Here is a 13,618-nt window from a genome sequence, read left to right as displayed (position 1 = left end):
GACTCTCAGGAGACTGTCAGCGAAGCCGGTCGACAGCGCCGGCCGCTTTGACGGCGGCACGGTGGACCGTCGGGTTGGCGCGGATCGCCGCGCGGGCGGTACGGCCGGACGCCATCCGCGTCCGCAACACTGCCGCCTTGGCAGTGTTGCGGGCGACGTATCCCTCGGTGACGGTCAGTTCGGCCGTCTTGAGGTCCTGCTTGTAGGGCTCGGCGCCCTTGCCCAGGTCGATACGGGCGATACCGTTATCGTCGGCGGCCTCGGCGACCTTGAGAAACATCACCATTCCCGGCGAGCACCGGGCGAACCGCGTGTCGTAGGCGGGGAACCAGCCGGCGAGCACCTTGGGCGATCGCAACTCGTAGCGCATGGCGACGACTTCCTCGCCCGCGTAGAGCACGGAGAGGGCGCCCGAGCAGAACTCGGAGGACTGGTCGAAGAGTTCCCGGAGAATCGCCTGGAACCACTCCTGGGAGAGCAGGTTCCGGCGAATCCCCTTCGCGCGCAACTGGGCGGACTTCCAGCGGATCAGAGTGTCCAGGAGCCTGGGTTCGGGGGATTGGAAGACCAACCGGACCGGGCCGAGTTCACGGGTCAGTTTTCGCTCCTTCTGACGTACTTCCTTGAGGAACGAGTGCCGTCGATGTTCGAGGTACCCGCTCAGGTCGCCGTTCAACTCGATGATGGGTGAGGCGGCTCGGGCGCGATGCGTGCCCGCGCTCTCGAAGGGGGTCTGTCCCTCCGCCAGGTGGTCGTACTCCCAGATCGCGAGGTCGCAGGCTCGGAGCAGCTCCATGGGATCCCAGCCGAAGCCCGGCTCGTGAATCAGGCCCTGCCAATCGCAGAAGCCGGAGCCGATGGGCTTGCCGGAGCCGAGGCCATGCCGTTCGAACGGGAAGAACCCGACGGTGCGTGGACCCCCCGGGGCGGAGACGGTGAGCCGGGCCACCCTGGCGTTCGTGCGCTGGTGCCCCACCGCCTGGGTGAACTCGGGAGAGAGAAAGGGATTGGCCAGTGCCATGTCGCCACGCTGCATGGCGTGCCACGCGCTGACGTCGGCAGTGGTCAGTTCGTCGGGCCGGAGGACCGTGACGTCCATCGCGATCACCTCAGTCGTACCGGGAGATCACCGCGGAACAGTCTGCGAGTGACGGACCCGGAGTGCCGTGTAGAGGTTCCTGTCGAGCGCCCACATCGACTCCGGCGGCCCCTCCTCGGTCCTCAGGGCTCCACGGAAGCCAACCAAAACGATACCATTTGGGGACATCTGTGCATTTCGCGGCAGGGGCCGGCCGCGGTTCACCGAGATGCCCGCCCTGTCCGCGCGACCTAGGATGGAGCGTGGACGCAGGTGGTCTCCGCCCTGCGGGCGTCGCCATGGTGGGTCCCGGCAAGCCAGGAGAAGGCCGTGAGCGCATCTGTTGTACTCCTGATCGATACACCTGCTGGTCCTTTGCGGGTCACCACCCCGGCACCACGTGAGACTTGGTGGGAGCTGGCCGGCCAGGACGCGGCGGCCCAGGTAACACAGACTCCGGCATGGCTCGACTGTCTCTGCGCGACGGGTTCGTACCGTGACGCCAGCCGCTTGTACGAGTTCGAGGACGGCAGGAGGCTGGTGCTCCCTCTGGTGGGCAGACGGCAGCGCCCTCGGTGGCTGGACGAGGAGGAATCCTGGCCGGGTGGTGAGTGGGGCATCGGGGGACCGGTGTTTCCCGGAGGGGTCGGTGAGACGGAAGCCCGGGCGATGTTCGACGACCTCGCGCGGCGACCGGCCAACAGGGTCGGTGTGTGGTTCCGGCCGGGGGACGACGCCCTGTGGGCGCGGTCCGCGCCCGCGGGCTTCCGGGTGCAGCCGAACACGGCACAAGTGTTGAACCTCGAGGGTGGATTCAGCACGGTGTGGGAGCGCCGCTTCCATCAGAGCGTGCGGCGCGGGGTCCGGCGCGCCGAGCGCTCGGGCCTCGACGTCGAGGTGGACCGCACCGGCCGTCTGGCACCGGCCTTCTACCAGCTGTTCGAGCAGTCGATCCCGCGCTGGGCCAGGCAGGATCACGAGCCGCTGGCGCTGGCCCGGTGGCGCAGGATGCGCATCTTCCCCCCGCGTCGGCTGGAAACGATCGCCTCTCAACTCGGGGAAGCATGCACGATATGGATGGCCTGGCGTGCTGGGGAGCCCGCCGCGGCGATCGTCGTACTGCGGCACGGCAGCCACGACCTGTACTGGCGCGGCGCCATGAACCGGGAACTGGCTCATCCCACCCGGGCCAGCCACCTGCTGCACCGGCTGGCGATCGAGGACGCGTGCACTGCGGGCTGTCGGCAGTACGACATGGGGACTTCCCTCCAAGGGACAACGCTCCGCAGGTTCAAAGACAGCTTCGGGACGGACAACTTCTCGTCCCCTCGCTACTACCGTGAGCGTCTTCCTGTCCGTGCGCCCAAGCGAGGACTTCGGTGGGCCGTCCTGCGCGCGGTTCGCTTCCAGGGCGCCTGACGTTCTTCCCCTGTGCCGTGGGTGAGGGAGCGTCGGACGGCGCGGACCGGGCCGAGCAACCTCCCGCGGACCCCCCCCGCGTCGGGCGCGCCCCGGCCTTCGCTATCCGCCCGGCCGGGCGCCATCGGCCCAAACTTTGACAGCCTCGCCGTACACGGCGTACATGCGCTCGGCCACCTGGTCCACACTGTGATGGCCGAGGGTGTACTCATGTGCCTGCGTCCCCAGTGCGCAGCCGGACGCGCGGTTGGCCAACAGGTGTGTCATCTTGCCGCCCAGTGCTGTCGGATCGTCCCGCGGCACCAGGCAGTCCGCTGCATGGTGCGGTGGTAGAAACTCGCGTGCCCCGGGCACATCGGTGACGACAACGGGCCGGGAACACGCCATCGCCTCCAGAGGCGCCAGCGCCATGCCCGCCTCCCAGCGCGAGGACAGGGTCACCAGATCGGCAGCCATGTACCAGTCACGGGGGTCGGCCACATCACCCGCGAAGCTGACCGACGAAGGGGCCCGAGCGGCCAGCGCCGCACGGTCCGGCCCGTCTCCGACCAAGACGAGCCGAGCCCCGGGTATCCGGTCGGTGACGCTCGGCCAAGCCGCCAGAAGCACGTCCTGGCCCTTCTGGCGGCACAGGCGCGCAACGCACACCACCAACGGTGTCGAGGCGTCTATGCCGAGCCGAGCCCGGGCCGTCTCGCGGGAGGGCGCTGCCGTGGAGTCGAAATGGCCGATGTCGACGCCGTTTCGCACGATCATGTACGACGCGTGGACCCCCGCGGCCTCGCCTTGCCGGCGCTCACCGTCGCTGACGCACACCAACCGGTGCGCCCACCGAGCACCTGCCCTCTCCCAGCGGACGGAGGCCACCGCCAGGAGGCCTGTGACCGCTTCGAAGGACCAGGCGTGAGGTTGGAAGACGGTCGGCAGTGCCCCACGCAGCGCAAGCCGGCCGGCAAGTCCTGCCTTGGAGCTGTGCAGATGCACCACATCCGGGCGGACCGAATCAACGATGCGTCGTAGGTCGGCTGCTTCCTTCAGGAGCGCGGGGCCGGGAGACCGTCGAGCATTCCAGACACGGACCTCCGCCCCGGCCTGCGCGGCCGCTGCGGCCAGCCGGGTGTCCGGCAGGCAGGCCACCACCACCCTGTCGCCCCTGGCCACCTGCCGGGCGGCCAGATCCGCCACCACGCGAGCTACACCGCCCCCACTGGACTGAGCGATGTGGAGGATGGCGAACCTGCGGGTGCCCTGGCCGTCGGGACGACCGCTGTGCTGAGGCGTGGGTGCCGGGCGGGTGGTGAGCCCGGATCGCATACGTGATCCGGCGGGCGTGGGTGTCGGCATGATGCAAGGCCTTCCAGTCGCTGCGAGTGTAAGTTTACGGCATATATGTACAGATTGAACCCTTCGGGATAAAGTGTACGTATATGACGTAAACGTACGCGTGCACGGGAGGTATGACCCCGATGCCGATGACGACGATCCACGAACGGCGCCGCCCCACGCGAAAGCGCCACCTTCCCTCAGTCAGGTTTGCCGGGGGTGAAGCGCAGGGTTCGCGGAGGGGCGGCACGGCACTCCCCGGACTGCTTGCGGCCGACGCGACTGCTGCCGCGGCCGCGTCCCTCATCACCGTCCTGCTCTACGGGCGGTGGATCGTGCCGCTCGCGGTTCCGGCGGTGTGGATCATGTGCCTGGGAGTGCAACAGGCCTATGAGCGCGGCTGCCGGCGCACAGGTGCCGAGGAGCGCGGCAGGGTTCTGCGGGCCGCTGGCCTGGCGGTCGGCGGAGCGGTGGCGATCTGGTGGTTCACCTCGTTCGACGAGGTGCTGCGCGAGGGCCTCTGCGCGGTGGTGGTCGCCGCCGCGCTGACCATCGCCTTCCGCCGAGCCCGGCGCCGTCGCCACCGCTATGTGCAGCGGATTCTGGTCGTAGGACCCGCCAGGTCCTCCGCGGAGCTGATCTCGAAGATCCGGAGGGCGAACGGCTGCGGTCTCCTGCTCGTGGGTGCCTGTCTCACGGATCCGGCACACGCGGGCGAGGTCACCGCGCGCGGTGTGCCGGTTCTCGGCGGCGCCGGAGACACTGGTCACGCGGTGCACCAGAGCGGCCCCGACGCCGTCGTGGTCCTGCCGTGCCCGGAATTGGACGCCGGGAGACTGAGGGAGTTGTCCTGGCAGTTGCAGGGAGAGGGCGTTGAGCTGATGCTCGCACCGGTCCTCGGCGATGTCGCGGCCGCGCGCATCGGCGTGCAGATGGCCGCCGGAATGCCGTTGCTGCGGCTGCGCGCGCCCGACCTGTCCAGCCTGACGCGCATTCCCAAGACGGTCGCCGACCGGCTGCTGGCCGTATTGGCGCTCCTGATCCTCTCCCCGCTCATGCTGTTCATCGCGCTGGTGGTGCGACTGGACAGCCCGGGGCCCATCCTCTTCCGGCAGCGAAGGCTCGGCTACGGCGGACGTGCGTTCACCGTGCTCAAGTTCCGCTCGATGCATCAGGGCGCTGAGAAGCGCAAGGCGGAGCTGGCCCATCTCAATCAGAATCATGAGGGACTCCTGTTCAAGATAGCCGACGATCCTCGGGTGACCAGATCCGGCTCCTTCCTGCGCCGGTACTCGCTGGACGAGCTCCCACAGCTTTTCCATGTAGCGGCGGGCAAGATGTCGTTGGTCGGACCACGGCCTCTGTCGGCGCAAGCCAGCGCCTACACCGAAGAGATGAAACGCCGACTGCTGGTCAAGCCGGGCCTGACAGGGCTGTGGCAGATCAGTGGGCGCTCCGATCTGTCGTGGCAGGAAAGCCTTCATCTCGACCTGAGCTACGTGGAGAACTGGTCACTGGGTCTCGACCTCAAGATTCTGCTCCGGACCGCATCCGTGGTGGTCCGTGGCACTGGCGCCTATTGACGCTTGCGAGGAATGCCGCGCGCAGCCGCCGAGGAAGGCGGCTGCGGCTTCGCGCGAGGGGAATGGTGTCGGCCACGGGTCGCGCCATCGCCGATGTCCAGGGGGCCGTTCGGCTTTGGGCGCCGGGGCCGGCCTCGATGACCACGAGCTCGACAACGACGATGACGTCGGCACCGCAGACACCCTCTCAAGTGCCGTGCCGGTACGTCCCATCCACCCGTGGTGACCGGCCGGGCCGTGCAGCCACATGATGGGCTGTCCGGGCCCGCCCCGGTCCTGGCGGGCAAGCCGGACCCCGTGTCTCGCACCACCACGGTGGGGACCACGCCACGTCGGATCCGACCGGCCCGCCTCGATCATGCCGCGAGGGCCTGGGAACGTTCGAGAAGCCCGCCTTCGAAGCGGGCTCCGGTGTGTGTGAGAGCGATCCACCAGGGGAGGGTTCGGCCGCAAGGACACGCTCGCGACCGGAAGGTCTGGGGCGCCGCCGCAACGTGCGGTGCGGCCTACGGGCGACCGAGCGCCCGCGTGGTCCATCCCGCCGACCGCCACAGCGCCAGATCAAGCGTGTTGCGGGCGTCGAGGACCTTGGGGCTGCACACGATCGAGGCGAGTCGGGCCGGATCGATCTGCGCGTACTGCGGCCATTCCGTCAGATGCAGTACGAGGTCCGCGCTCTGACAGGCCTTGGACACGTCTGCCGCGAACTCCAATGAGGGATGTGCGCTCCTGGCATTGTCGATGGCGACGGGGTCGTGCACGCACACCTGGGCCCCGCACCGCTGAATCCGAGCCGCCACATCCAGAGCCGGCGAATCCCTGACATCGTCGCTGTTCGGCTTGAAGGCTGCCCCCAGCACCGCGATGTGGCGACCGGAGAACGTGCCGCCGACGAGGTGCCTTGCGAGATCCACGGTGCGTTGCCGCTGCCGGGTGTTGATCGCGTCCACTTGGTGCAGGAAGGAAACTGCCTGATCCACTCCAAGTTCCTCGGCGCGGGCGGTGAGGGCCCGGATGTCCTTCGGAAGACAACCGCCGCCGAAACCCAGTCCCGGATTGAGGAAGCGCCGTCCGATCCGGGGGTCGCAGCCCAGAGCTTCTGCCAGCGTCATGACGTCGGCACCTGCGGCGTCACATACTTCAGACATCGCGTTGATGAACGAAATCTTTGCCGCGAGGAAGGAGTTCGCCGCCATTTTCACCAACTCTGCCGTGGCAGGGTCCGTGCTGATGAACGGGACACCTGCCCGCAGCATGGGGCCATACAGCTCACGCATGGTCAGATCGGCACGACGGCTTTGGGTACCGACCACGAGCCGGTCTGGACGGAGGGTGTCCTGCACCGCGAACCCCTCGCGCAAGAACTCGGGATTCCATGCGACGTCGGCGTCGACGGCGGGCGCCAGAGTGCGGATCCGCTGGGTGAGCCGGGACGCTGTGCCCACCGGAACGGTGGACTTCCCCACGATCAGTCCCCCGTGACGCAGGTGCGGGGCCAGTGCGTCCACCACGGCGTCGACACTGCGAAGATCGGCGCCGAACGAGTCGGCGCGCTGCGGGGTACCCACGCAGATGAAGTGCACGTCACCGAACTGTCCCGCCTCGGCGGGTGACGTGGTGAAACGGAGCCGACCCGAGTCCAGCGTGCGAACGAGGACTTCCTGGAAACCGGGCTCATAGAACGGCGGTCTGCATTCGGCCAGACAGGCGATCTTCTCTTCATCGATGTCCACCCCGAGGACCTCGTGTCCGATGTGCGCCATGCATGCCGCATGCACAGCCCCGAGATAGCCCGTGCCGAAAACTGTGAGTCGCATGTGATCTCCTTGCTGGCCCCTGAGTCACTGTCAGGCCGGTGAGGAAGAGCATTTGTTTACGACGTATACGTACAGCTTTACTCGCTATGTGCATGAGGTCAAGGGGGAACTGATGCAGGTCGCCCGGAGCACGTCACGGCTGTATCCTGGACTTACGGCAAAGTGTGCGACGGCGTAGTCCCGATCATGAACGCACCCATCGAGGATTACGCCCTCATCAGCGATCTGGAGACGGCCGCCATGGTCGGCCGGGACGGGTCGGTCGACTGGTTGTGTCTTCCCCGCTTCGACTCGCCCGCCTGTCTGGCCGCCCTGTTGGGCACCGAGGACAACGGACGCTGGCGGGTCGCCCCGGTCTCCGGCGGTCACTGTGCCCGTCGGTCCTACCGAACCGACACGCTCGTTCTGGACTCCACGTGGGAGACCTCCACGGGCACGGTGCGCGTCACGGACCTCATGCCCCCGCGTGCCGGAGTGCCGTGCATCGTCCGCCTCGTCGAGGGCCTGTCCGGCAGGGTCGACATGCGCAGCGAACTGCGGCTCCGGTTCCACCAGGGCCGCGTCGTCCCGTGGGTCCGGGAGACCGGCCACTGCACCGTCGCGGTCGCCGGGCCGGACGCCGTCTGGCTCGGCGCCGACGGCCGGGTGCGGGACGAGGGGGACCCGGACGCCACGGTCTGGGACTTCACCGTCACGGCGGGGCGCCGTCTGGCCCTGACCCTGGCATGGACCCCGTCACGCCGGCCCGCGCCGCCCACACCTCTTTCCGTACCGTCAGAGACCGCCGTCAAGGAGACCGTCGACTTCTGGCGGCGCTGGGCAGCGCAATGCCGCTACCAGGGGCCGTGGCGGGAAGCCGTGGTGCGTTCCCTCATCACCCTCAAGGCGCTCACCTACGCACCCACGGGCGGCATCGTCGCGGCGCCCACCACCTCGCTGCCCGGATGCATCGGGGGCGAGGGCAACTGGGACTACCGGTTCTGCTGGCTGCGCGACTCCACCCGAGCCCTGTCCTGCCTGCTGCGCAGCGGATACCGGGACGAGGCCACGGCATGGCTGAGCTGGCTGGTGCGAGCCCTCGCGGGCGACCCCGCCGATCTCCAGAGCGTCTACGGGGTCAAGGGGGAGCGGCTGCTGCCGGAGACCGAGGCGCCCTGGCTGCCCGGTTACGAGGGCTCCCGGCCCGTGCGGTTCGGGACCTCGGCGGTGGGCGGCTTCCAGCTGGACGTGTACGGCGAGGTCATGGACACGCTGTGGCTGTCGCTGCGTGCCGGGATCCCTATGCCGGCCCATGTGTGGGACCTGGTCGAGTCGCTCATGGGGTTCCTGCTCCGGCACTGGCGCGAACCGGACCAGGGGCTGTGGCAGGTGGGAGGCCCGCGGCGGCAGTTCACGCACTCCAAGGTGATGACGTGGGTGGCCGCCGACCGCGCCGTGCGCATGGGTGAACTGCTCGGACGCAACGCCTCCTCCGGGGGGTGGCAGGCCATGCGGGATGAGGTGCACCGGCAGGTCTGCCGGGAGGGCTGGGACCCCGCCCAGGCGTCCTTCGTGCAGTCCTACGGCGCGCCGGGCCTTGACGCTTCGTCCCTGCTCATCCCCAGGGTCGGCTTCCTGCCGGGCCGTGACGAGCGGGTCCGCGGCACCGTGCGGGCCATGGGCAGCCTCCAGCGCGGAGGGTTCGTACGCCGGTACGCGCAGGGCGGCGCAGGGTCGGCCGGAGAGGACGGCATCGACGGGGCCGAGGGCACGTTCGTCTCATGCTCTCTCTGGTACGCCGACGCCCTCGCCGCGACGGGGCATCGACAGGAGGCCCTCGAGGCCTTCGAACGGGTCCTCGCCATCCGCAACGACGTCGGTCTGCTGGCCGAACAGTGGGACCCGGACTCGGGCCGCCAACTGGGCAACGCCCCCAAGGCGTTCAGCCACATCGCCCTGGTGGACACGGCGTTGGGCCTGTCACCGCCGGCGTCCCGGTCGTCCCGCGGACGCCGTGGCGCGGTGACGGCGGGCCGGCGGTGATCAGGCGCGATCTCGCACGTCGCGGTCGGTCAGTCCCGCGGTCGGTCAGTCCCGCGGTCGGTCAGTCCGGTGTCGGCGCCCGCTCGGCGTTCCGTTGCCGCAGTAGGGCCTCGCCCTGTTCGACCGTCAGCGGCCGGGCGAACAGGAACCCCTGGCCGTACCGGCAGCCGATGTCCGCCAGCAGTTCCCGCTGCGGCTGCTCCTCGATGCCCTCGGCGATCACCTGGAGGCCGAGCGTGTCGGCGAGACGGACGATGCCCTCGACCAGGGCGACCTGCTGGGGGTCCTCCGGGATGCCGTCGATGAACGACTTGTCGATCTTGAGTACGTCGATGGGGAAGTCCCGGAGGTAGCGCAGTGAGGAGAACCCGGTGCCGAAGTCGTCGACCGCGATGCTCACACCGCGGTCCTTCAGCGCCTGGATCTGCGCGTCGATCTGCTTGGTCCGCCGCATGAGCACCGACTCGGTGAGTTCCAGCTGGAGCGTGTCCGCGGCGAGGCCGGTACTGTCCAGGGCGGTGTACACCTCGTCCAGGAAGCCCGTGTCCCGCCACTGCCGGGCGGACACGTTGACACTGAGATACGGCGGGTCGAGCCGCCGCGTGCGGTGCTGGAGCCGGGCGATGTCGGCCGTGGCACGGCGCAGCACCCAGGCACCCAGCGTCGAGATGTGCCCGGTCTCCTCGGCGAGCGGGATGAACTGCCCGGGCGGAACCGGATCGGGTCCGAGCTCAGGCCAGCGGGCCAGTGCCTCGAAGCCCACGACCTCGCCCCCGGCGATGTCCACCACCGGCTGGTAGCGCAGGCCGAACGCCTCCTCGCTGACGGCCTTGTCGAGCCGCGCCTGGAGTTCGTGCCGCTCCATGACGCGGATCCGTTGCTGGGGCTGGAACCGGCGCCAGGTGCGCTTGCCGGACGACTTGGCCGCGTACAGGGCCAGATCGGCGAGTGCCAGCAGTTCCCCGGCGTCCGTGCTGTCCCTGGCCGTGGCCACGCCCACGCTGGCCGAGACGCTCACCGACTCCTCCGCGAGGTGGAACGGCCGGCTGAGCGTGCGTACCACGTGTGCGGCCAGCTGCTCGGCGTCGAGGGGCTCGTGGGCGTCCTCCATGAGCACGGCGAACTCGTCGCCGCCGAGCCGGGCGGCGGTGTCGCTACATGGCAGCGTCGCCGACAGGCGCTCCGCCACGGCACACAGCAGCCGGTCGCCCACCGCGTGGCCGAGCGTGTCGTTGACGATCTTGAAGTCATCCAGGTCGATGAAGAGCAGACACGTGGTCGTCGCCTCCCGGTGGCCGCGGCGCAGCGCGCGTTCGGTCCGCTCCAGCAGCAGGGTGCGGTTGGGCAGTCCGGTCAGTGAGTCGTGGAAGGCCCGCTGAGTGAGTTCGTGCTCCAGCAGCCGCTGCTCGGTGACGTCCCGCAAGGTGACGACCAGCCCGCCGACGGTCGGGTCCCGCCGCAGGTCGCGGCAGCGTACTTCCACCTCGATGCGGTCCGTGTCCCGGATCATCCGCCACTGGTCGTACGCCTCCTGGCGCCCGTTACCGCGCGGGTCCGTGAGGGTGCGGAGCGCTCGGTCCCGCTCCCGGGGGGCGACCAGGTCCGGCAGCCGTGTCCCGGTGAGGGCGGCACCGCCGAACATGGTCCGCGCGGACGGACTGGCGTAACGGATGGTGGTGTCGTCGTTGACGATGAGGATGACGTCCGAGGTGTTGTGCACCAGGGTGCGGAAGTAGGCCTCGCTCTCCTTGCGGATGACCTCCTGGCGGAGTGCGATGCGTTCCGTCGCCAGCCCGGCGTGCGAAGCGAGCAGTTCCAGCGATCCGCGTATCTCGGTGAGCTGCCGCTCGGAGCCGGCCGCCAGCAGCGCTCCAGGGAACTCGCCGCCGTCCGGTCGCTCGGGCTGGACCATGGGACAGAGCAGGGCGGTCGGCGGGCCGTTGAGCCGGGCGGCGAGGCCCGGTCCCAGCGCGGGGACCGGGACCATGAGGGTGCGGCTGCGGGCGAGCCCGTCCGGCCCGTCCCGCGCGGCCTCGCCGCAGTCGGTGCCACGGGGGCAGGGCGAGTGTGTCAGGCGGGCGTACAGGTCCTGGGTCTCCCCGGCCGAGAGGAGCAGGGTCACATGGCGGCCCTGAGGCCCGAAGAGGGCGGCGACCGCCGCGTCGCAGGCCCGCGCGACCTCCTCCGGCCAGAACGTTCCGACCAGTGACGCGGCGGCGGTGCGCAGGGCCAGTTCCCGCGTCATGGCCCTGCGGTGCGCGACGACCATCAGGGTGAGCCGGAAGATCACCAGCAAGAACAGCACACCGGAGAAGGCGGCGAGCACCCTGGCGTCGTGGCCCAGGCCCAGGCTCTCCTCGTGGACGAGGATCGCGGGCGGGATCAGTGTCGCGATTCCGAGCAGCAGCAGCCTGCGCCGGGGCGGCAGCAGGGACTGCGGCTGGGAGCCCGACGTGGTCGTCCTCACGATGGAGGGGTGCAGCGCGGCCAGCCCCCAGGCCGTGTAGAACACGATCCAGCCGGAGTCCAGCAGCGTGCCCGCCTGCCAGGTGCCGTTGAGCTGGAGGATGCCGTGGGCGATGTCGAATCCGAGCAGGGTGAGGGCCCCCAGGACGAGCAGCTGGACAGCGCGGTTGCGGCCCGGCTCCGGGCCGCGGGTGAGGAGCCGGACCAGCAGGGCCAGCACCAGGACGTCCCCGAGCGGGTAGGCGATACTGATCGCGCGCTGCGGCCAGCTCGGCCCTTCCAGCCGGGCCAGCGGCTGCACCAGGTAGACCCACACCGGCAGGGCGAGCCCGGCCGTGATGACCAGGGCGTCCAGCAGGTTGGGCAGGTCACGGCCCGCCCAGCGGTAGTGCACCAGACCCGACAGCCCCACGGCGAACAGGGGATACGCGAGGAGGTAGCAGGCGTCCGCCAGGGACGGGAACGGGTTCGACGCGGAGAAGTACGCCTCTTGGGCGTTGTAGTAGGTGTCCCCAGCGGCGCAGGCCAGCAGCCCGGCGGCCAGCACCAGCCACGGCCAGCGGTGCGCGGGCCGGTGGACACGCACTCCGACGAGGACGGCTGCCACCGCCGCCAGTGCGATGAGGGCCCACAGCGGTGTACGCAGGGACGGAACACTCATGTAGACAACGGTGAGTATCCCGACCAGCGTGAGGTGAACGGCCATCAGCCGGCGGGCAGGGTGCCCGGTACGGCTCACCGTACCGGGCACGCGGAAAGCCCGGGGCCGCATGACGGCCTAGTCCTTCGTCTCCGTGCGCCGCGCGGACCCCACGTAGCCGTCCGGGTTGAGCCGCTGGAAGCGCCAGGCGTCCCGGCACACGTCGGAGAGGTCCCTGGTGGGGTGCCAGCCCCATGCGCGCGTGACGGCCGTGGTGTCGGCGACCAGCTCGGCGACGTCCCCGGGGCGGCGGGGCGCGACGTCGTACGGAAGGGGTCTGCCGCATGCCCTGGAGAACGCGTCGATCACGTCGAGGACCGAACTTCCCGAGCCCGCTCCCACGTTGTACACGTGCATGCCCGGTGCGCCGCCCAGACGGTCCAGCGCGACGCGGTGCGCCTCGACGGCGTCCATGACGTGCAGATAGTCCCGGATGCCGGTGCCGTCGCGGGTCGGGTAGTCGTCGCCGAACACGGGGAGCCTGTCGCGCCGGCCGACGGCCACCTGCGCGAGGTACGGCAGCAGGTTCTCGGGCGTGTGGCGCGGGTCCTCGCCGAGCAGACCGCTGGGATGGGCCCCGGCAGGGACGGGATAGCGCAGGCACAGCACCGTGTAGTCGGGATCCCGGCGGCAGATGTCCGCGAGGATCTGTTCACAGATCCACTTCGAGGCCGCGTACGGCGTGCCGGGCCGGGCGGGCGTGGTCTCGGCGAGCGGGCCGCGGCCTGCGTCGCCGTAGACCCAGCAGGAGGACGGGTAGACCAGCCGGCGCACCCCGTGCTCGTGCATGGTCCGCAGCAGGGCGGTGGTGCCGCCGACGTTGGTGTCGTAGTAAGGGATGGGCATCCGTGTCGACGCGCCCCCCGCCTTGTGCGCGGCAAAGTGCACGACGGCGTCCACGGAGTGTCGGTCGAAGACGGCCGAGAGGGCGTGCTGATCACGGATGTCCAGCTCGTAGACGGCGCCGACGAAGCGGCCGGCGATCCGTTCTACCCGGGCGAAGACCTGCGGAGTGCTGTTGGAGTAGTTGTCGACCACGATCACTTCGTAGCCGTGGTCGAGCAGTTCCACGCAGGTATGGCTGCCGATGAAACCGGCCCCGCCCGTGACGAGGACGGTCGAGGGTGCCCAGGAGGAGCCGGCTCCTCGAGCGGTCGGCGACTGGTTCCTGCGGGCCATGCCAGACTCCGGCGTCGGGTGCGTTTGGGCA

Annotated in this window: 8 protein-coding genes; 3 read left to right on the top strand and 5 right to left on the bottom strand. The window is 69.7% G+C overall.

Annotated elements, in window-relative coordinates; all coding sequences use genetic code 11:
* Positions 1–16: 16 nt before the first annotated feature.
* Complete coding sequence (locus HNR57_RS01270; protein ID WP_184554605.1) at positions 17–1,099, bottom strand: GNAT family N-acetyltransferase; 1,083 nt, start codon at positions 1,097–1,099, stop codon at positions 17–19.
* Between the two features lie 648 nt (positions 1,100–1,747).
* Between HNR57_RS01270 and HNR57_RS01265 the strand changes: the two genes are divergently transcribed.
* Positions 1,748–2,497, top strand: coding sequence for a GNAT family N-acetyltransferase (locus HNR57_RS01265; RefSeq protein ID WP_184554602.1), 750 nt, complete (start codon positions 1,748–1,750; stop codon positions 2,495–2,497).
* Between the two features lie 102 nt (positions 2,498–2,599).
* Here the strand turns inward: HNR57_RS01265 and HNR57_RS01260 are convergent, their stop codons facing one another.
* Positions 2,600–3,685, bottom strand: a complete 1,086-nt coding sequence (locus HNR57_RS01260) for a glycosyltransferase family 4 protein (protein ID WP_376772135.1) — start codon at positions 3,683–3,685, stop codon at positions 2,600–2,602.
* Positions 3,686–3,963: 278 nt separating this feature from the next.
* Between HNR57_RS01260 and HNR57_RS01255 the strand changes: the two genes are divergently transcribed.
* Positions 3,964–5,403, top strand: coding sequence for a sugar transferase (locus HNR57_RS01255; protein WP_246554122.1), 1,440 nt, complete (start codon positions 3,964–3,966; stop codon positions 5,401–5,403).
* Positions 5,404–5,909: 506 nt separating this feature from the next.
* Here HNR57_RS01255 and HNR57_RS01250 read toward each other — a convergent pair.
* Positions 5,910–7,220 (bottom strand): UDP-glucose dehydrogenase family protein, encoded by a 1,311-nt coding sequence (locus tag HNR57_RS01250; protein WP_184554596.1) that lies wholly within the window; start codon positions 7,218–7,220, stop codon positions 5,910–5,912.
* Positions 7,221–7,406: 186 nt separating this feature from the next.
* Between HNR57_RS01250 and HNR57_RS01245 the strand changes: the two genes are divergently transcribed.
* Complete coding sequence (locus tag HNR57_RS01245; protein WP_184554593.1) at positions 7,407–9,242, top strand: glycoside hydrolase family 15 protein; 1,836 nt, start codon at positions 7,407–7,409, stop codon at positions 9,240–9,242.
* Between the two features lie 61 nt (positions 9,243–9,303).
* Here HNR57_RS01245 and HNR57_RS01240 read toward each other — a convergent pair whose 3' ends face one another.
* Together HNR57_RS01240 and galE are read right to left on the bottom strand one after the other, a co-directional pair.
* A complete protein-coding gene (locus HNR57_RS01240) occupies positions 9,304–12,369 on the bottom strand; it encodes a putative bifunctional diguanylate cyclase/phosphodiesterase (protein ID WP_376772134.1) in 3,066 nt (1,021 codons plus the stop codon).
* Positions 12,370–12,486: 117 nt separating this feature from the next.
* Positions 12,487–13,587, bottom strand: coding sequence for a UDP-glucose 4-epimerase GalE (gene galE, locus HNR57_RS01235; RefSeq protein ID WP_184554590.1), 1,101 nt, complete (start codon positions 13,585–13,587; stop codon positions 12,487–12,489).
* Between the last annotated feature and the right edge of the window lie 31 nt (positions 13,588–13,618).

Source organism: Streptomyces paradoxus (assembly GCF_014202475.1).
Classification (GTDB): Bacteria; Actinomycetota; Actinomycetes; order Streptomycetales; family Streptomycetaceae; genus Streptomyces; species Streptomyces paradoxus.
This window is presented reverse-complemented; position numbering and strand designations above follow the sequence as displayed.